A 20,364-nucleotide genomic window follows, 5' to 3' on the forward strand; every position below is an offset into this window, starting at 1 on the left:
ATCGAATAGTCAGAAAACTCTTATCCAGAGTGGTGGAGGGATGTGCCCTATGAAGCCCGGCAACCGTCTAAGTTTTAGAAATGGTGCCAATTCACATAAAGTATTTTTACTTTTGAAGATGAGAGAAAAGCGGTCTATATTCATGCTTTCTCTTTTTTCTTTAAAAGGGAAAGCATTTTTTATTTTCAAATTTTTTAAAGTAGCAACACGGGGAGGAACAGTATGATCACACTTAAAAATATAGTGAAAAAGTACGAAAGCAAAACGAAATCTGTTACTGCTGTAGATGGTGTCAATCTCGAAATCGGCAAAGGTAAGATTTACGGCATTATTGGATTTTCGGGTGCAGGTAAAAGTACTTTAGTCCGTTTATTTAATCATTTAGAAAAACCGACGTCAGGGGAAGTGATTATCGGTGGTGATAATATCGGGCAATTAAGTCCAGCTGAATTACGTCAAAAGCGTCAAAAAGTCAGTATGATTTTCCAACATTTCAATTTATTGTGGTCAAGAACTGTACTAGACAATATTATTTTTCCACTTGAAATTGCTGGCGTGCCAAAAAATGAAGCGAAAGCACGTGCACAAGAATTAGTCACACGTGTGGGTTTGCAAGGTAGAGAACATGCCTATCCATCAGAATTATCAGGAGGACAAAAGCAACGTGTCGGTATCGCGCGTGCATTGGCTAATGATCCAGAAGTCTTGTTATGTGATGAGGCAACAAGTGCGCTTGACCCACAAACAACCGACGAAATTTTAGATTTATTATTACAGCTCAAAACCGAGAAAAACTTAACGATTATTATGATTACACATGAAATGCACGTTATTCGTCGTATTTGTGATGAAGTGGCAGTAATGGAAAATGGTCGTGTGATTGAAGAGGGCAAAGTGTCACATATTTTTGAACATCCACAACATCAAGTCACACGTCGATTTGTTCAAGACGATTTAAAACCAAGCGATGAGAGTGATGACTTAGCGCAAACTTTTGCATTAGACAAAGATGATGTGTTAGCGAAACTCATATTTTCAGGTGAGAATACGACGCAACCGATTGTGTCTTACTTAACACAAAAGCACGGTATTTCCATTAATATTTTGGAAGGAAATATCAAGCATTCGAAAACAGGGACTTTAGGCTATCTTTTAGTACATATTCCAAATTTTTCGGATATTAACTTTGAGCAAATTCAAACAGAGTTAAAAGCGCAAAATGTCGAGATAGAGGTGGTCAGTCATGGGTAAAAGTTTTAACGAAATCTTACAAGAAATGATAACAATGCCTAATGTACGTTGGCCAGATGTATGGGAAGCGACGTACGAAACATTGTATATGACCATTATTTCAACAGCATTTTCATTCATTTTAGGTTTGATCTTAGGTGTGATTTTGTTTTTAACATCGAAAAGCGAATCGAAAATCGGACGCGTCTTTTACAATATTGTATCGTTCGTCGTGAACTTATTCAGAGCCATTCCGTTTATCATTTTAATCTTGCTCTTAATTCCATTTACAAGTTTGGTGCTCGGTACAATTAGTGGTCCAACAGGTGCTTTGCCTGCGTTGATTATCGGTGCGTCACCATTCTACGGTCGTTTAGTGGAGATTGCATTGAAAGAAATTGATAAAGGTGTTATCGAAGCAGCACGTTCAATGGGTGCAACAACTTGGAACATCGTACTTAAAGTGCTGATTCCTGAATCATTACCCGCGCTCATTTCAGGTATTACTGTAACAGCGATTGCGTTAGTTGGTTCAACAGCAGTGGCCGGAGTAATCGGTGCTGGAGGATTAGGGAACCTTGCTTATCTCACAGGGTTTACGCGTAACCAAAACGATGTCATTTTAATTTCAACGATTTTAATTTTAATTTTAGTATTTTTAATTCAATTTCTTGGGGATTGGATTACAAATAGAATTGATAAACGCTAATGATTAAGGAGAATGTGGAATGAAAAGAATTTTATCAATTATTGTTATTTTAGCTTTAGCCATTGGACTTGCTGCATGTGGAAATAAATCAGCAGATAAAAAAGACGACAAGAAAATTGTAGTTGGTGCATCACCCGCGCCTCATGCCGAAATTTTAGAACAAGCGAAACCATTGTTAAAAGATAAAGGTTATGACTTAGAAATTAAAACAATTAACGATTACACAACACCAAACAAATTATTAGATGCTGGAGAATTAGATGCAAACTTTTTCCAACATACACCTTATTTAGACACTGAGAAAAAAGAAAAAGGCTACAAAATTGAGTCAGCAGGTGATGTTCATATCGAACCAATGGCTGTATATTCTCACAAGCATAAGAGCTTAAAAGATTTACCAAACGGTGCTGAGATTTTCGTTTCGAACAACCCAGCAGAACAAGGTCGTTTCTTAAAATTCTTTGTAGATGCAGGCTTAATTAAAATTAAAGATGGCGTTAAAATTCAAAATGCAACATTTGACGACATTGTAGAAAATAAAAAAGACATTAAGTTCAATAGCAAACAAGCAGCAGAATTTTTACCGAAAACGTTCCAAAATGATGAAGGCGATGCAGTGATCATCAACTCTAACTTTGCTATCGAACAAAAATTGAATCCACAAAAAGATTCTATTGCTGTTGAAAAAGGGGAAGACAACCCTTATGCCAACTTAATTGCTGTTAAAGAAGGGCATAAAGATGATGCGAAAATTAAAGCTTTAATGGAAGTTTTACATTCTAAAGACATTAAAGATTTCATCAAGAAAAAATATGACGGTGCTGTATTACCAGCAGAATAAGGTTGATCGCACAAATATTTAATGTGAAATAAAAACAACATGTGGTGTGATAAGTTGAAGTCATTCGAATGGCTTAAACCTTCACACCACATTCATTTAACATAGGTCAGATGGGAGAGGAATGTACATATGAAAAAATTATCTGTATTATTCACTGCAATTGCCGCATTGGTACTCGTTTTAGCAGCATGTGGAAAAGGAAGCAATGAAAGTGATAGCAAAAAAATCGTAGTTGCCGCAACACCTACACCACATGGGCAAGTCGCTAAAAAAGCTGGAGAAATCTTGAAGAAAAAGGGATATGAAGTTGAAGTTCGCGAAGTTAATGACTATAAAATTCCGAACAAATTGTTGGATAAAGGCGATGTCGATGCGAACCTTTTCCAACACGTCCCTTATTTAAAAGCAGAACAAAAGTCACACGGCTACCAAATTGAAGAAGTAGGTAAAGTCTTAACAACACCAATGGCTGTTTACAGTAAAAAGCATAAAAGCTTAAAAGACTTACCAGATGGTGCTAAAATTTATATTTCAAACAATCCAGCTGAAGAGGGCCGTTTCTTATCATTCTTTGTGAAAGCGGGCCTAATCAAAATTAAAGACGGCGTTAAAATTGAAGACGCAAAGTTAGATGATATTGTCGAAAATAAAAAACATTTAGAGTTCGATAACCAACAAGGTGCAGAATTTTTACCTAAAACGTACAATAATGGTGAAGGTGACGCGGTGATTATGAACTCAAACTATGCGATCGATAATGGTTTGAAGCCGCTGAAAGATTCAATTGCAGTAGAAGATGAGTCATCACCGTTTGCGAATATTTTGGCTGTTCAAAAAGGACATAAGAATGATGAGAAGTATCAAGAGTTCTTGAAAGCATTACAGTCAGATGAAGTGCGTGATTATATTGAGAAAGAGTTTGATGGTGCAGTCATTCCTGCGAAGTAATGTTTTGATTCACATTTCATATACAATGTTTTTGAGAAATATGCCTATTGCTTAAAACGGGTGGAGCTTCCGGGATCAGCCGAAGCCTCAACTCAATTTGCCTATAAGTCGTTAGTATTTCTTATAGAAGGCAAATTGGGTTTTCGACTTCAGTAAAATCACTCGGGGGCCTCGCTCGTTTTATCAATTTGAATTTAAAGTCTGTGAATTGAAGAGGTTAAGGTGTGAAATTTAAGTTTTAATTCATATGTTTTAGATGCCTGAAACTCATAAAGAATGCGTATGTGAAAATAATGGAAGTACCAAATAAAGTATAGGGGTATTGAATTGTCGTAGTTTGGATGTGCGTTATTTAGCTTATTTGTAGACAGTTTCAAAAAGGACAGCATAATGTATAATTAAGCTAGAAATAGTTATTGACAAGATGATATCAATAAGAGGATAATGTCTTATTTATATGGTTAGAAATGGCTAGGTGATTAAAATGAGTTTGCAAGACAAAAGCAAAAAAACAGGGAATTAGCTCATAAATTAGCAAATGAAGGCGATGATAATGATGTAGTTGCAAATAGATATTACTTTTCATGCTTTCAAAAATTATTACACTTAGCTCAAACTGAATTTCAATATTCTAAAAAGGATAACGATAATTCTTCGCATACATCTCTTATTTTATTTATTGAAAAAGAGGTCAATAAAGCTATGAGGGATGAGAAAAAAGAATGAAATTAGTTAGGGCAAAAAATATTAAATCTTTTTATTCGAAACTAAAGCAATCAAGGGTTAAAGCTGACTATCAAATTGAAAAAGTTACAGTGGATGAAATTAAGTCAATTCAGAATTTTGTAAAAGAATTTGATGATTGCTATCAAATAATAAAAAATGAATTGTAAGTGATTAATATGAGATATGGTCATGAAATTTTAAATAAATCTTATACCAAAACTGTCGATAGATTAAACAAAGTGAACGGGTTAGAAAATAAATTTATTTATCGATATGACAGTAAAAACAATTGGTATGATATCATACACTCCATTAATATCCAATTACAAAATAGTGATAAAATAGCAAAAATTGTCTCTGATATTTTATATGAAGAGTTACTTAGTAAAGACATATTTAACTTTTCTTTTTATGAAGACAAAAATATCATTTCTGAAAGTACAGTATAATAGTATCAAAATGAGAGGCGCCAAAATTGAGTTGGTCCGTGTTTCTTCCTATTAATAATATAAAAAAGCACACATGAAAATAATCATGTGTGCTTTCGAATTATTGAGATGCAGTATCTTCTGTGTATTGACCTAAGATGTAACTTATTGCAAATCCAATCATTAACGTCACGATGGAAATGATCCATGTGAGTCCTGTTGTTGGTAATCCTGGAAATACTGAGAAAAGTGAACCAATGACGAGCCCTAAAATCGCAGCATACGTTAAATACGTATAATGCTCGAGTAAAAATGTGATGATTTTACTTGCGATAACGAAGCCGATAACGACACCTACACCAACTAATAAAATCACCGGCAGCCCTTCGAAGTTAAAACGAACAGCTTCTGAAATCGAAAATGTCACTGTACTATAAACACCGAATAATAATAAAACGAATGAACCGGAGATACCTGGTAATAACATGGCACTCGATGCACAGATACCTGCAATTAAATATTTAATCAACATCGGTCCTGATAAATCAATATGTGTAGGTACAGCATGGCCACTATCACCTTTGAAAAATGCCATTGACGCTAAAATAATGACACAGATGAGCATCACTAACCAATGTTGAATATGATAAGTCTGTCTATATCTAGAGATGCGTAATAAAAATGGAATAATCCCTAAAATCAGCCCTAAGAAAAAGAACATGGTTGGGACGGGATGTTCTGCTAATAAATAGTTGATGACACTGCTTAAAATACCGATTGCTAAGCCCATTCCAATCACGATCGGTAATAAAAATAAAATACTCTTTTTAAAATTTTTAGAAAAAACACCACTTACAGATTGAATGAAATCATCATATATTCCAAGTAATAACGCAATCGTACCACCACTTACGCCAGGGATGAGATCGCTGACGCCCATCGCGAAACCACGAGGAATATTAGAAAGTTTGAATTTCGACATAATTGTAATCCTTTCTTTTTTATCCATATATCATAACATATTATACCCAATTTCTATTAATGATAATATGATGCGCATTTGAATGAGAACAGAGTGCTTTCAATTATCAATAACGTTTCTAAAAAAGATTGTCAGAGCGATTCTTATACAAACGGGTTATATAACACGAAAAGGTTTATAAATCCCACTATTTCCGTTATAATAAGCAACTAGATAGATTTGAAAACCTTTTGACGTTACATTAAAATTATTATAAACTAAACTATGGAATCTAACATTATTTTGGAGGGAATATTAATGCCATCAACATTAGAAATTAAAGACTTACACGTGTCTATTGACGATAAAGAGATCTTGAAAGGTGTCAACTTGACAATTAACACGGGGGAAATTCATGCCATCATGGGGCCAAATGGTACGGGTAAATCAACATTATCTTCAGCAATTATGGGTCATCCATCTTATGAAGTCACACAAGGTGAAGTGTTATTAGATGGTGTAAACGTTTTAGAATTAGAAGTTGATGAACGTGCGAAAGCGGGTCTTTTCTTAGCAATGCAATACCCATCAGAAATTACGGGTGTGACAAATGCGGACTTTATGCGTTCTGCAATCAACGCGCAACGTGAAGAAGGTAACGAAATCAACTTAATGCAATTCATTAAAAAGTTAGATAAACAAATGGACTTCTTAGATATGGATAAAGACATGGCGCAACGTTACTTAAATGAAGGTTTCTCTGGTGGAGAGAAAAAGCGTAACGAAATCTTACAATTAATGATGTTACAACCTAAATTCGCTATTTTAGATGAAATTGACTCAGGGCTTGATATTGACGCATTAAAAGTTGTATCAAAAGGAATCAATGAAATGCGTGGCGAAGAATTTGGTTCATTAATTATTACGCACTACCAACGTTTATTAAACTATATTACACCAGACCACGTTCATGTAATGTATAACGGTATCGTTGTAAAATCTGGCGGTGCTGAATTAGCAAAACGCCTTGAAGAAGAAGGTTATGAATGGGTTAAAGAAGAATACGAATCAGTAATGGCAAACCAATAATCATCAATAGGAGGAAATAATTATGACGACTGAAACATTAAATATTTCTGAAGCGCAACTTGTTGATTATTCACAAGCCCATAACGAACCTTCGTGGATGACTGAATTAAGAAAAAAAGCACTTAAACAAGTCGAATCTTTAGAAATGCCTAAACCAGATAAAACAAAATTAACAAAATGGGATTTTGATTCATTTAAACAGCATGAAACACAAGGTGCTGTGTACAATGATTTAAAAGAATTACCAAAAGAAATTGATCGTATTATTAACGTGGAAAATACTGAAAACTTAGTGATTCAACATAATAATACGCTTGCATATACAAAAGTAAATGAAAAAGCACAACAAGACGGTGTGGTTATTGAACATATTCAAGATGCTTTAGTGAACCACAGCAATTTAGTTGAAAAATATTTCATGAAAGATGCGGTGACTGTTGACGAGCATCGTTTGACAGCATTACACACGGCATTAATGAACGGTGGTATTTTCGTATATGTACCGAAAAATGTCGTTGTCGAACATCCGATTCAATATGTTGTGCTTCATGACGATGACAACGCAAGCTTCTTCAACCACGTTCTATTAGTGACTGAAGAAAGTGCAGAAGTGACTTATGTCGAAAACTATTTATCAACAGCGAGTGGCGAAGGAAACCAATTGAATATTATTTCAGAAGTGGTTGCGGGTGCGAACTCTAACATTTCATATGGTTCTGTTGACTTTTTAGATCAAGGTTTTACAGGTCATATCATTCGCCGTGGTGTGACAGAAGCGGATGCCTCTATTCGTTGGTCATTAGGTTTAATGAATGAAGGCGACCAAATTATTGACAACACAACAAACTTAATTGGTGACCGTTCAACTTCTGAGCTGAAATCAGTGGTTGTTGGACGTGGAACACAAATAATTAACTTAACATCTCGTATTGTGCAATATGGTAAAGAAACAGATGGCTATATCTTGAAGCATGGTGTAATGAAAGAAAATGCTTCTTCTATCTTTAATGGTATTGGTCACATTAAACATGGGGGTTCAGGTTCATCAGCTAACCAAGAATCACGTGTGTTGATGCTTTCTGAAAATGCACGTGGTGATGCGAACCCAATTCTATTAATCGATGAAGACGATGTAGAAGCAGGACACGCAGCATCAGTAGGTCGTGTAGATCCAGAACAACTTTACTACCTTATGAGTCGTGGTATTTCGCAATCAGAAGCAGAACGTCTTGTTATTCACGGTTTCTTAGATCCAGTTGTACGTGAATTACCAATTGAAGATGTTCAACGTCAATTACGTGAAGTGATTGAGCTGAAAGTAGGCAAATAATACAATTCAAGAAAGGTCTGTGATTGTAGTGGCCGATACAAAACTAAATGTAGAAGCAATTATCAAAGACTTTCCCATTTTAGCACAACAAGTGAATGGGAAACGTCTCGCATATTTGGATTCAACAGCAACAAGTCAAAAACCTAAGCAAGTGATCGATGCATTGACGGATTATTACGAACGTTATAATTCCAACGTGCATCGCGGTGTGCACACACTTGGATCACTTGCGACAGATGGATACGAAGGGGCGCGTGAAACGGTCCGTCGTTTTATCCATGCGAAATATTTTGAAGAAATTATCTTTACTCGTGGTACAACAGCAGCGATTAATATGATTGCACATAGCTATGGAGATGCCAATGTAGGAGAAGGTGACGAAATTGTTGTCACACAAATGGAGCATCACGCGAATCTTGTCCCTTGGCAACAACTTGCGAAACGTAAAGGTGCGACATTAAAATTTATCCCAATGGCAGAAGATGGTACGATTACATTAGAAGCTGTGCGTGAAACAGTTTCAGAACGTACGAAAATTGTAGCAATCGCGCATGTTTCTAACGTATTAGGAACGATTAATGATATTAAAGCTATTGCAGAAATTGCGCATGAAAATGGTGCGATTATTTCAGTTGATGGTGCACAGTCTGTTCCACATATGAAAGTAGATGTTCAAGATTTGAATGTTGATTTTTATAGTTTTAGTGGCCATAAAATGCTTGGACCGACAGGAATTGGTGTACTTTATGGAAAACGAGAACACTTAAATCAAATGGAGCCGACTGAATTTGGTGGCGATATGATAGATTTTGTGGACTTGTATGACAGTACTTGGACAGACTTACCGACGAAGTTTGAAGCAGGCACACCTTTAATTGCTCAGGCGATTGGCTTACAAGCAGCAATTGAATATATTGAGTCCATTGGTTTTGATGCGATTCATGAACATGAGCAAGCTTTAACGACGTATGCTTATGAACAAATGTCACAAATTGAGGGTATCGACATTTATGGACCATCTAAAGAGAAGCGTGCAGGTATTATTACGTTCAACTTGAAAGATGTGCATCCACATGACGTTGCGACAGCTCTAGATACTGAAGGTGTAGCGGTGCGTGCAGGTCACCATTGTGCACAACCATTAATGAAATGGTTAAACGTTTCTTCAACAGCGCGTGCAAGTTTTTATATCTATAATACAAAAGAAGATATCGATCAACTTGTCGAAGGATTGAAACAAACGAAGGAGTTTTTCTCATATGAATTTTAATAATCTAGACCAATTATATCGTTCAGTGATTATGGATCATTATAAAAACCCTCGCAATAAAGGTGTCATTGAAGACGGAACGATGACTGTCGATATGAACAATCCCACTTGTGGTGATCGCATCCGCTTAACATTTGATATTGAAGATGGCGTCATTCGTGATGCGAAGTTCGAAGGTGAAGGTTGTTCTATTTCGATGTCTAGTGCTTCTATGATGACTGAAGCGATTAAAGGGCATAGTTTGAAAGAAGCCATGCAAATGAGCCAAGAATTTACGAAAATGATGCTCGGCGAAGATTATGAAATCACTGAAGAAATGGGAGATATTGAGGCATTACAAGGTGTTTCCCAATTCCCTGCCCGCATTAAATGTGCGACACTTGCATGGAAGGCGCTCGAAAAGGGTACTGTAGAAAAAGAAGGTAAAAGTGAAAATTAAGACTGTATGATGCATTTTACACAGTTATAACGATAGAGTTGAAAATGAGTTGTCATAAGGCACTCATCAATTAGTTAAGAAATAGGAGTGATCAATGATGGCTAAAAAAGCACCTGATGTAGGCGATTATAAATATGGCTTCCATGATGAAGACGTATCGATTTTTAGATCAGAACGTGGCTTAACAGAAAATATTGTACGTGAAATTTCAAGAATGAAAGATGAACCTGAATGGATGTTAGACTTCCGTTTAAAATCTTTAAAACAATTTTATAAAATGCCAATGCCACAATGGGGCGGCGACTTATCTGAATTAGACTTTGACGACATTACGTATTATGTTAAACCGTCAGAGCGTTCAGAGCGTTCTTGGGATGAAGTACCTGAAGAAATTAAACGTACTTTCGATAAATTAGGTATTCCGGAAGCTGAGCAAAAATACTTAGCAGGTGTATCTGCACAGTATGAATCAGAAGTGGTATACCACAACATGGAAAAAGAACTTGAAGAAAAAGGGATCATTTTCAAAGATACAGATACAGCGTTAAAAGAAAATGAAGACCTTTTCAAAGAATATTTTGCATCTGTCATTCCAGCAGCTGACAACAAGTTCGCAGCATTGAACTCAGCGGTATGGTCAGGTGGTTCATTCATTTACGTGCCGAAAAACGTAAAATTAGATACACCACTACAAGCGTATTTCCGTATTAACTCAGAAAACATGGGTCAATTCGAACGTACATTAATCATTGCTGACGAAGGTGCATCTGTAAACTATGTTGAAGGTTGTACAGCACCAGTGTACACAACAAACTCATTACACTCAGCAGTGGTTGAAATCATTGTACACAAAGATGCACACGTCCGTTATACAACAATTCAAAACTGGGCGAACAACGTCTACAACCTTGTAACAAAACGTACATTCGTTCATGAAAATGGTAACATGGAGTGGGTTGACGGTAACTTAGGTTCTAAGCTGACAATGAAATATCCAGCATGTGTATTACTTGGTGAAGGTGCGAAAGGTAGCACATTATCTATCGCATTCGCAGGTAAAGGTCAAGTCCAAGATGCGGGTGCTAAAATGATTCATAAAGCACCAAACACATCTTCTACTATCGTATCTAAGTCAATTTCTAAAGATGGCGGTAAAGTTGTCTACCGTGGTATTGTACACTTTGGACGTAAAGCAAAAGGTGCACGTTCAAACATCGAATGTGATACGTTGATTTTAGATAACCAATCCACATCTGATACAATTCCTTACAACGAAATTTTCAATGACCACATTTCATTAGAACACGAAGCGAAAGTTTCTAAAGTATCTGAAGAGCAATTATTCTACTTAATGTCTCGTGGTATTTCTGAAGAAGAAGCAACTGAAATGATCGTCATGGGCTTCATTGAACCATTTACTAAAGAATTACCAATGGAATATGCCGTTGAAATGAACCGTCTCATCAAATTTGAGATGGAAGGTAGTATCGGTTAAGCTGAACACGCATGGTTGAGCAGTTTTGATTGTTGGAAAAAGCTGCTGGATACCATTTTAATACCTCTTTATTTTGATTATGTTCAAAATAAAGGGGTATTTATTTTTACATGAGTTTTTTGAAAAATCATTTCGTTAATCAAGAAAGGATACTTACAATGAAAAAAATGATGATTGTTAACACAAGTCACAATCAGTTTGACGGTACTCAAAAACCAACTGGCTTATGGTTAGGAGAGCTTGTCCATTTTTATGATTACTTTAACCACGATGATTATAAAATTGATATCTTTAATATTCGTGGTGGGGATACGCCAATCGACCCAGTGAGTTTAAACAAATTGATGTTAGACCGTGTCACGCAACAATATTATGAAGATACACAGTTTATAAATGTATTAAAAAATGCACAACCTATCACCGATGCAGATCCTAAACAGTATGATGCCATCTATTTTACTGGAGGTCATGGCGTGATGTATGATTTTCCTGACAATGAAGCGATACGAAATGCGGTGAATGAAATATACAATCACGGCGGTGTTATTGCTGCGGTATGCCATGGTGTGACAGCATTATTGAATGTGAAAAATGAGAAAGGAAGATTTTTTGTAGATAACAAACGTCTTACCGGTTTTTCGAATGTGGAAGAAGTTTTAGCCAATCGTAAAAGAATCGTTCCCTTTATGTTGGAAAGCGAATTAGAAAAACGGGGTGCGCATTATAGCAAATCAAAATTACCGTTTAGGCCTTATATCCAAATTGATGAAAGGCTAGTGACAGGCCAAAATCCACAATCTCCAAAACACGTCGCCCAAGCTGTTGCAGAGCTATTAGAGCAGGATAACAATGCTGTTAAAGAGCGGGGCTAATTTTTTGTTAGGGTGTCCAAATAAAGATATCAAACTTGCTTCAATTCATGTTGAATGACGTGTGAAAATCATGCGATTAGTCCATGTGATTCATTTGCATTTTACCTATTGTTCAGACACAATAAGAGTATTACTGCCGTATGTATTTTCGGTGTGTAAGGTTTAAGATGATTGGGAAGTAGCGCGATATGCAGAAATAAGAGGGGAATCGGGTGAGGCATTAAGTTTTCTCATCTTCTTCATTCTAATGGTTTTATTGTACATTTATAATGATAAAACAGTTGAAAAATGAGGATAAGTTAGACATATAAATCGGATACTATTGATTTTCTTCATTACTTTAACATATCGACTATTTCCTTGAGCTAGAGATTAAGAGGGGGAACTGCTTAATGATCATTGCGATCATTTTATTAATCATTGTCTCTTGTTTCTTTTCAGGTAGTGAAACGGCGCTTACCGCAGCAAACAAGGTCAAACTGAAATCTGAAGCGGACCAAAATCACCAAAAATCCGCGAAGTTATTAAAATTATTAGAAAAACCGAGTGAATTCATTACGACGATTTTAATCGGTAATAACATTGCGAATATTTTGTTACCGACATTAGTGACAATTTTAGCAGTGGATATGGGAATTAATGTAGGGATTGCGTCGGCGATTTTGACAGTCGTGATTATCGTATTTGCCGAAGTGATACCCAAATCAGTAGCCGCAACATTTCCTGATCCCATTGCACGTCTTGTGTTCCCAATTATTCGGTTTTGTGTCATCGTATTCAAGCCGATAACAATCATTTTGAATGCATTGACAGATGGTATTAATCGTATGTTGTCACGTGGTCAAGAAAATCAAGGGATGTCCAAAGAAGAAGTACGCACGATGGTGTCGATTGCAGGAACTGAAGGTGCGTTTAACGAAATGGAACGGAATCGTATTCAAGGGGTCATGGATTTTGATCGTTTGAAAGTGAATGATGTGAGCAATACACCGCGTGTGAATGTGACGTCCTTATCTGTAGAGGATACGTATGATGAAGTGTATGACATTGTGATGAATCATCCATACACGCGCTATCCAGTATATGAGGGGGATATTGATAACGTAGTAGGTGTGTTTCATTCGAAATATTTGTTAGCTTGGAGTAAAACGCCGGACAAAGCGGTGACAGATTTTTGTTCAGAACCTTTATTCGTTTATGAGCATAACCGTGCTGAATGGGTATTGAGAAAGATGACGGTCACACGTAAACATATGGCCATTGTACTTGATGAATATGGTGGTACAGATGCCATCGTGACACACGAAGATTTAATCGAAGAAATGTTAGGTATGGAAATTGAAGATGAAATGGATCGTGAAGAAAGCGATAAATTGAAACAAATCCGTTAAAACAATATTCATCAACATATAGAAAACTAGCTGGGAGTCGCGTATATCCCGGCTTTTTTCTTAAACTTAAGGGGGAAATGACAATGTGGTACAAAACAAAGGTGACAGAACAATGTCAAATTGACTATCCAATTATTCAAGCAGGGATGGCGGGCAGTACGACGCCTGAACTCGTCGCAACGGTGAGTGAATTAGGTGGACTAGGAACGATTGGTGCAGGTTATATGACGCCTGATGCACTTGAACAAGAGATTTTACAGGTTAAGACACGCACATCGAAACCTTTTTCAGTTAATTTATTCGTACCAGAGTCTTTTTCGTATACGGATGATGATGTGGAAGCTATGAATGATTTCTTAGCACCGTACCGAGAGGCATTAAAACTTGAAAAACCTACGATAGGGCAACATGATAGTTCTACATTTGATGAACAAATCAACATTGTCATTCAGCAACAAGTCCCGGTTTGTAGTTTCACATTTGGTATCCCAGATGAACAAACGATACAACGTTTAAAAGAGGCAGGTATCGTATTAATCGGGAGTGCCACAACTGTTGAAGAAGCAAAAAAAGTGGAAGTAGCAGGATTTGATGCCGTTGTCGCACAAGGGAGCGAAGCAGGTGGTCATCGTGCAACATTTGATGACAGCGAAGAGACGTCGCCATTAATCGGAACAATGGCGCTCATCCCTCAAGTAGTAGATCATGTCAATATTCCAGTGATTGCAGCAGGGGGCGTGATGGATAGTCGTGGGTGGCTTGCAAGTCATGCGTTAGGTGCTCAAGGAATTCAAATGGGGACTGCCTTTTTGACGACACATGACAGTCAAGCAAAGTCGGCACATAAACAAGCTATTTTTAATAGTGCAGAAACAGACGCTATACTGACACACGAACTGAGTGGGAAACCTGCAAGAGGTATACATAATGCATTGATTCAACATCTACGTGAAGATGGACCAGCGACATTACCGTATCCGATACAAAATGATTTAACAAAACATATACGTGCGACAGCGGGTAAGGTGGGCAAGTCAGAGTGGATGCATATGTGGAGTGGTCAAGGTGTACGTATGGCACGTGATGTCGATGCGGCGACATTTTTCACGCAACTCATTCAAAATGCACAATCACAAGTTGAAAAATTCAAATTGTAACTGTGCATGATGAGTGAATGGCTAGACTTTATCGCCAGCAGTTCGATGGGCTAGCCATTCTAGTAACATATTTTGATGTGTCGCACCTGGATTAATACAGTCCAGATGGTCCAAAAATGGAAGGGCATAAAGGGTTAAATACCGGCCATTTTTATAGTTTTCTTGTACATAAGAAAGTGTGGTATCCATATGCACGGAAGTATCGTTAAATCCGTGTATAATGAGTGTATCTACATCCACTGGGTCTTGCATTAAAGGTGAAGCTGCACGCATTATATGAGTTGAACTCGTATCAAAATATTCTGCTACAGCATCTTGTCCTAAATGTTGATGCAACGTGTAAAGGACGTCTGTCACAGGTGCAAGTGCGACGATTTGATCAAACAACTGTGCATTTAATAAAGCGAGTTGCCCTCCTACTGAATGTCCAATGCCGACCAGTTGTTGCGGTTGATAAGTAGAAGCTTTAAAGTGTTGAATCGCTTCTGCTACATCTTCACTCGGTATCGGCCATGGATGTGACGTACCACGACGATATTCAACATTTACGACTGCATAACCTGCTTCAATTAATGTATCAATCATTAAATCCATCATCGCTTTACTATATTTTTGTCTCCAGTAGCCTCCATGAATCAGTACAATCCATACTTGTGACGTCTTTTGTTCATTTTCATAAACGTCATAATGTTGATCTTCGTGTGTCCCGTAACTGATTTGTTTAACCATGATTGAAAACTCCTTTTTACACGACTTTAATCCCATTATACCCTATGCCACTTCTAAACAAACGAGGGGCACCATCCCATACATCAGAGGGGTGGATATGATAAAATGAAGGCGGTGATAAAAATGATAGAAATTGGTCTAACAGGGTGGGGCGATCACGACACCTTGTATGAAGATTTACAGCGCAAGACAGATAAATTACAAACTTATGCGAGTCATTTTCCAATTGTGGAATTAGATGCTTCATATTATGCCATTCAACCAGAACGTAATATCGTGAAATGGATCAGTGAGACACCGCAACGTTTTAAATTCGTCGTCAAAATTCATCAAGCATTGACGTTGCATGCAGACTATCATGATTATGCTGACACGATTGAAAGCTTGTTTAATGATTTTCGACTCATGTTACAGCCATTGGTTGAGGCTGATCGTTTAGCAATGGTCCTCGTTCAATTTCCACCTTGGTTTGATTGTAACGCTAAAAATATTAAATATATTCGCTACGTCCGAGCGCAACTTGAGCATGTGCCGGTATGTATCGAGTTTCGTCATCAATCTTGGTTCCAAGGCGAAATGAAAGAACATACGTTGCAATTTTTGACAGACAATCAACTCATTCATTCTGTGTGTGATGAGCCGCAAATAGGTGAAGGGAGCATTCCTTTTGTCAATCGCATTACACATCACACGGCGCTCGTTCGACTTCATGGCCGTAACAAGTATGGTTGGACGAAAAAAGATATGACGGATCAAGAATGGAGAGACGTTCGCTACCTTTATAATTATAACGCTGAAGAATTACAACAATTAGCGGATAAAGTGACGTTGTTAAATCAAAAGGCACAACAGGTGTACGTCGTATTTAACAATAACTCAGGTGGTCATGCTGCAGCGAATGCGAAATATTTTCAAAAGCTTTTAGGTATTGATTATGAAGGTTTAGCACCACAACAACTTAAATTATTTTAAAGGAGGCCACGACGGTGAGTGTGATTATCCTGATTATTATAGGATTTTTATCCGCTATTATCGGTTCCTTAGTTGGAATTGGTGGCGGCATTATTATAGTACCGACATTAATATACTTTGGTGTCACTTTAAATATTTTAGGGGGCATCACGCCTCAAACGGCAATCGGCACATCATCTATTATTTTGATTGCAACAGGTTTATCCTCAACAGTAGGGTATTTAAAACAAAAACAAGTCGATGTGAAAAACGGGATTATTTTCACGATTGGTATTATTCCTGGGGCGTTGATTGGGGCTTATTTAAGTCAGTTTTTAACGCTTCATTCATTTAATTTATATTTTGGAATATTTCTCATCGTCGTGTCGGTGCTACTCATGGTGCGCCATCGTATTCCACCGATCAAAGCATTCCAGCAAGAACGTTATATGAAGTCATTTACGGATTCACACGGTGAACATTATCGCTATGGTGTAGTGCCGTCGATTGCGATTATCGCGTCATTTGTCATTGGTCTCACAGCAGGCTTGTTTGGTATTGGCGGTGGTGCACTCATGACGCCATTAATGTTGCTTGTATTCCGTTTCCCACCACACGTAGCAGTAGGGACAAGCATGATGATGATTTTCTTTTCGAGTGTGACCGGCTCGATAGGCCATATCGTGTTAGGCCATGTATTATGGGGTTACAGTTTAATCTTAATCATTTCGAGTTGGGTCGGTGCACAATTAGGTGTGAAATTAAATAAAACCGTCAAATCCGACACTGTTGTATTAATATTACGACTCGTCATGTTGGGGTTAGGAATTTATCTCATCATACAATCATTCTTTAACTAAAAAGTGAGGCGAGATTATGCGTTTAACGATTTATCATACTAATGATATTCATAGTCATTTACATGCTTATTCACGTATCACAGCATATTTAAGAGAGGCACGTGCAAAATTAACGCACCCTTCTCGTTATGTAGATATTGGCGACCATGTGGACTTATCACTACCTGTGACAGAAGGGACGTTAGGTAAGCGCAACGTAGAGCTTTTGAATGAAGCGGGATGTGATGTGGTCACGATTGGTAACAATGAAGGGATGACGATTTCGCACGAGGCACTCAATGCATTGTACGATGAGGCACAGTTTAAAGTGACATGTACGAATGTATTAGATGAATCAGGGCAATTACCGCACAACTTTTTAACGTCTTACATTGAACAAATTGAAGATGTGCGTATCATGTATGTCGCAGCGACAGCCCCGTTCACTCCATTTTATCGGGCGTTAGATTGGGTCGTCACAGATCCGTTTGATGCGATTAAACAAGAGATTGCTGCACATGAAGGCGAATATGATGTATTAATCGTCCTAAGCCATGTCGGTATCTTTTTTGATGAAAAACTTTGTGAAGCCATGCCAGAAATTGACGTCATTTTTGGCGCCCATACGCATCATTACTTTGAAGACGGTGAGGTTCAAAATGGTGTATTAATGGCAGCAGCAGGAAAGTATGGTCAGTTTTTAGGAGAAGTGACTTTAGAGATAGAAAATGGAAAAGTCATTGAGAAAACTGCGATGTTACACACACTTGAGCAATTGCCGGAAGTTGAGACGAACTTTGAAGCTGAAGGTCAAGCCTTGCTCAATGCCCCCGTCGTTGATATGCCTGTTACTTTGCAGCGCGCGATGAATCATATTACAGAAGCAAGCTATTTATTAGCCGAAAGTGTGCATGAATTTACCGAAGCGGACTGTACAATTATCAATGCAGGGCTCATTGTAAAAGGGTATACAGAACAACGATTAACTGAATATGATGTCCATCAAATGTTGCCACATCCGATTAATGTTGTGCGTATTCGGTTAACAGGTGCTGAACTCAAAGAAGTATTATTGAAAGCACGTGCGCAAGAATATATGTATGAATATGCGCAAGGTTTAGGGTTTCGTGGAGATATATTTGGTGGCTATATTTTATACGATGCCGGCTATATTGAATCGAGTGAACGCTACTTTGTGAAAGGCGAAGAAATTGACGATGAGGCGATATATATATTAGGTACAGTTGATATGTACACATTTGGTCGTTATTTTCCAACATTAAAAGGCGGTCATATCCAATACTTAATGCCCGAGTTTTTGAGAGACATTTTTAAAGAAAAGTTGTTAACGGTTTATTTTACATGAACAGGAGATTTTAATTTCTTGTAAAGTTCGTTATAATATAGTAAGACCTATAAATTATGGGAGGTTTTCCGCTGTTATGGCTACAAAAAATGAAGAAATTTTACGCAAACCAGATTGGCTTAAAATAAAGTTAAATACAAACGAGAACTACACAGGCTTAAAGAAAATGATGCGCGAAAAGGGGCTACATACTGTATGTGAGGAAGCGAAATGTCCAAACATTCACGAGTGTTGGGGTGAACGTCGTACTGCAACATTTATGATTTTGGGTGATGTTTGTACACGCGCATGTCGTTTCTGCGCAGTTAAAACAGGTTTACCGAACGAGTTAGACTTAGGTGAACCAGCGCGTGTAGCGGACTCAGTAAAACAAATGAACCTTAAACACGTTGTTATCACTGCAGTTGCACGTGACGACTTAAAAGATGCAGGTTCAAATGTGTACGCTGAAACAGTGCGTAAAGTACGTGAGCTCAACCCATTCACGACAATCGAAATTTTACCATCTGATATGGGTGGTGATTATGAAGCACTAGAAACATTAATGGCTGCACGTCCAGACATTTTAAACCACAACATTGAAACAGTACGTCGTTTAACACCGAGAGTGCGTGCACGTGCTACTTATGATCGTACATTAGAGTTTTTACGTCGTTCTAAAGAATTACAACCTGACATTCCAACAAAATCAAGTATTATGGTGGGATTAGGTGAAACAATTGAAGAACTTCATGAAACAATGGATGATTTACGTGCCAATGGTGTAGATATTTTAACAATCGGTCAATATTTACAACCTTCTCGTAAACATTTAAAAGTTCAAAAATATTACACACCATTAGAATTTGGTAAATTGCGTAAAGTTGCGATGGAAAAAGGCTTCAAACATTGTCAAGCGGGTCCATTAGTGCGTAGTTCTTACCATGCAGATGAACAAGTAAATGAAGCAGCAAAAGCTAAACATCGACTTGGTGAAGAACAACTTAAATTATAAGAACCAGGTGATGAACGTATGATTAAAGTAGGAAACCATTATTTTGAATTATTAACGTCATATAAAGATGGGTTCAATGAAGATGATTTTATTGCGAGATATTCTGAAATTCTAGATAAATATGACTTTGTGGTTGGGGATTATGGTTATGATCAATTGAGATTAAAGGGCTTTTATCATGATTCGTATAAAAAAGCAGATTTTAATAAACGCTTTTCCACGATACAAGATTATCTCTATGAATATTGTAATTTTGGATGTGCCTACTTTGTCTTACGTCGACTTTCAAAATCAGAAGTCGAGCAACAATTAGGACATGATACACCTATTGATGCAACAGACAAACTGAAAGATGTTAAAATACAACCGACAATACAAGATTAAATCTAACGTGTCATAGATTGAATCATATAGGAGCAGCATGTGCATAGTGAAGCATGGATAACTTCATTGTGTGCATGCTGTTTTTTTAGTGCGCCCGGCATGGGTAACATCTTGACGGTGAAAGTCCGTTACAGGCTTGGTAGTAGGAACTGTTAGCGAAAGACAAGGGTGTCCATTGCGAAGTGGAATCTGAAGGAAGTCGGACGCAAACACTC

20 protein-coding genes and 1 riboswitch are annotated in these 20,364 nt (G+C 37.4%); of the genes, 18 read left to right on the forward strand and 2 right to left on the reverse strand.

Features of this window, described 5'->3' with window-relative positions; genetic code table 11:
- Positions 1-17: 17 nt before the first annotated feature.
- Positions 18-125: riboswitch (SAM riboswitch) on the forward strand.
- Between the two features lie 97 nt (positions 126-222).
- The 5 genes from CCE82_RS10605 (at position 223) to CCE82_RS12980 (ending at position 4,621) form a co-directional block, all read left to right on the forward strand.
- Complete coding sequence (locus CCE82_RS10605) at positions 223-1,251, forward strand: methionine ABC transporter ATP-binding protein (RefSeq protein ID WP_086429352.1); 1,029 nt, start codon at positions 223-225, stop codon at positions 1,249-1,251.
- On the forward strand, positions 1,244-1,939 hold the full coding sequence (locus tag CCE82_RS10610) for a methionine ABC transporter permease (protein ID WP_086429353.1): 696 nt from the start codon (positions 1,244-1,246) through the stop codon (positions 1,937-1,939). The genes CCE82_RS10605 and CCE82_RS10610 overlap by 8 nt, the downstream gene beginning before the upstream one ends.
- Positions 1,940-1,958: 19 nt before the next feature.
- Complete coding sequence (locus CCE82_RS10615; protein ID WP_086429354.1) at positions 1,959-2,780, forward strand: MetQ/NlpA family ABC transporter substrate-binding protein; 822 nt, start codon at positions 1,959-1,961, stop codon at positions 2,778-2,780.
- A gap of 129 nt (positions 2,781-2,909) precedes the next feature.
- Positions 2,910-3,728, forward strand: a complete 819-nt coding sequence (locus tag CCE82_RS10620; RefSeq protein WP_086429355.1) for a MetQ/NlpA family ABC transporter substrate-binding protein — start codon at positions 2,910-2,912, stop codon at positions 3,726-3,728.
- A 722-nt stretch (positions 3,729-4,450) separates the two neighbouring features.
- Complete coding sequence (locus CCE82_RS12980; protein WP_159454537.1) at positions 4,451-4,621, forward strand: hypothetical protein; 171 nt, start codon at positions 4,451-4,453, stop codon at positions 4,619-4,621.
- A 382-nt stretch (positions 4,622-5,003) separates the two neighbouring features.
- Here the strand turns inward: CCE82_RS12980 and popT are convergent, their stop codons facing one another.
- Positions 5,004-5,864, reverse strand: a complete 861-nt coding sequence (gene popT, locus CCE82_RS10630) for a polyprenyl-phosphate transporter PopT (protein ID WP_086429357.1) — start codon at positions 5,862-5,864, stop codon at positions 5,004-5,006.
- 297 nt (positions 5,865-6,161) lie between these two features.
- On the opposite strand from popT, the gene sufC reads away from it, so the two are divergent.
- The 8 genes from sufC (at position 6,162) to CCE82_RS10670 (ending at position 14,886) form a co-directional block, all read left to right on the forward strand.
- Entirely contained in the window at positions 6,162-6,932 is a 771-nt protein-coding gene (gene sufC / locus CCE82_RS10635; protein ID WP_086429358.1) for a Fe-S cluster assembly ATPase SufC, read from the forward strand.
- 22 nt (positions 6,933-6,954) lie between these two features.
- Positions 6,955-8,262: a Fe-S cluster assembly protein SufD gene (sufD, locus tag CCE82_RS10640; RefSeq protein ID WP_086429359.1), complete on the forward strand. Its 1,308-nt coding sequence runs from the start codon at positions 6,955-6,957 to the stop codon at positions 8,260-8,262.
- Between the two features lie 19 nt (positions 8,263-8,281).
- Positions 8,282-9,532 (forward strand): cysteine desulfurase, encoded by a 1,251-nt coding sequence (locus CCE82_RS10645; RefSeq protein ID WP_420822117.1) that lies wholly within the window; start codon positions 8,282-8,284, stop codon positions 9,530-9,532.
- Positions 9,522-9,971 carry a Fe-S cluster assembly sulfur transfer protein SufU gene (gene sufU, locus CCE82_RS10650; RefSeq protein ID WP_086429360.1) on the forward strand — a complete coding sequence of 150 codons (450 nt, stop codon included), beginning with the start codon at positions 9,522-9,524 and terminating at the stop codon, positions 9,969-9,971. The genes CCE82_RS10645 and sufU overlap by 11 nt, the downstream gene beginning before the upstream one ends.
- 97 nt (positions 9,972-10,068) lie before the next feature.
- A complete protein-coding gene (gene sufB, locus CCE82_RS10655; protein WP_086429361.1) occupies positions 10,069-11,466 on the forward strand; it encodes a Fe-S cluster assembly protein SufB in 1,398 nt (465 codons plus the stop codon).
- Positions 11,467-11,624: 158 nt separating this feature from the next.
- Positions 11,625-12,338: a type 1 glutamine amidotransferase domain-containing protein gene (locus CCE82_RS10660; protein ID WP_086429373.1), complete on the forward strand. Its 714-nt coding sequence runs from the start codon at positions 11,625-11,627 to the stop codon at positions 12,336-12,338.
- A gap of 392 nt (positions 12,339-12,730) precedes the next feature.
- Entirely contained in the window at positions 12,731-13,729 is a 999-nt protein-coding gene (locus CCE82_RS10665; protein ID WP_086429362.1) for a hemolysin family protein, read from the forward strand.
- 83 nt (positions 13,730-13,812) lie between these two features.
- Positions 13,813-14,886 (forward strand): NAD(P)H-dependent flavin oxidoreductase, encoded by a 1,074-nt coding sequence (locus tag CCE82_RS10670; RefSeq protein ID WP_086429363.1) that lies wholly within the window; start codon positions 13,813-13,815, stop codon positions 14,884-14,886.
- A 21-nt stretch (positions 14,887-14,907) separates the two neighbouring features.
- Here CCE82_RS10670 and CCE82_RS10675 read toward each other — a convergent pair whose 3' ends face one another.
- Positions 14,908-15,615 (reverse strand): alpha/beta hydrolase, encoded by a 708-nt coding sequence (locus CCE82_RS10675; protein ID WP_086429364.1) that lies wholly within the window; start codon positions 15,613-15,615, stop codon positions 14,908-14,910.
- 123 nt (positions 15,616-15,738) lie between these two features.
- On the opposite strand from CCE82_RS10675, the gene CCE82_RS10680 reads away from it, so the two are divergent.
- The 5 genes from CCE82_RS10680 (at position 15,739) to CCE82_RS10700 (ending at position 20,149) form a co-directional block, all read left to right on the forward strand.
- Positions 15,739-16,587, forward strand: coding sequence for a DUF72 domain-containing protein (locus CCE82_RS10680; protein WP_086429374.1), 849 nt, complete (start codon positions 15,739-15,741; stop codon positions 16,585-16,587).
- A gap of 14 nt (positions 16,588-16,601) precedes the next feature.
- Positions 16,602-17,426, forward strand: a complete 825-nt coding sequence (locus tag CCE82_RS10685; RefSeq protein ID WP_086429365.1) for a sulfite exporter TauE/SafE family protein — start codon at positions 16,602-16,604, stop codon at positions 17,424-17,426.
- Positions 17,427-17,442: 16 nt separating this feature from the next.
- On the forward strand, positions 17,443-18,771 hold the full coding sequence (locus CCE82_RS10690; RefSeq protein ID WP_086429366.1) for a bifunctional metallophosphatase/5'-nucleotidase: 1,329 nt from the start codon (positions 17,443-17,445) through the stop codon (positions 18,769-18,771).
- A gap of 76 nt (positions 18,772-18,847) precedes the next feature.
- Complete coding sequence (lipA, locus tag CCE82_RS10695; protein WP_086429367.1) at positions 18,848-19,765, forward strand: lipoyl synthase; 918 nt, start codon at positions 18,848-18,850, stop codon at positions 19,763-19,765.
- 18 nt (positions 19,766-19,783) lie between these two features.
- Positions 19,784-20,149, forward strand: coding sequence for a YutD family protein (locus CCE82_RS10700; RefSeq protein WP_086429368.1), 366 nt, complete (start codon positions 19,784-19,786; stop codon positions 20,147-20,149).
- The last annotated feature ends 215 nt before the right edge of the window (positions 20,150-20,364 follow it).

The sequence above is a fragment of the Staphylococcus cornubiensis genome (assembly GCF_900183575.1).
Classification (GTDB): domain Bacteria; phylum Bacillota; class Bacilli; order Staphylococcales; family Staphylococcaceae; genus Staphylococcus; species Staphylococcus cornubiensis.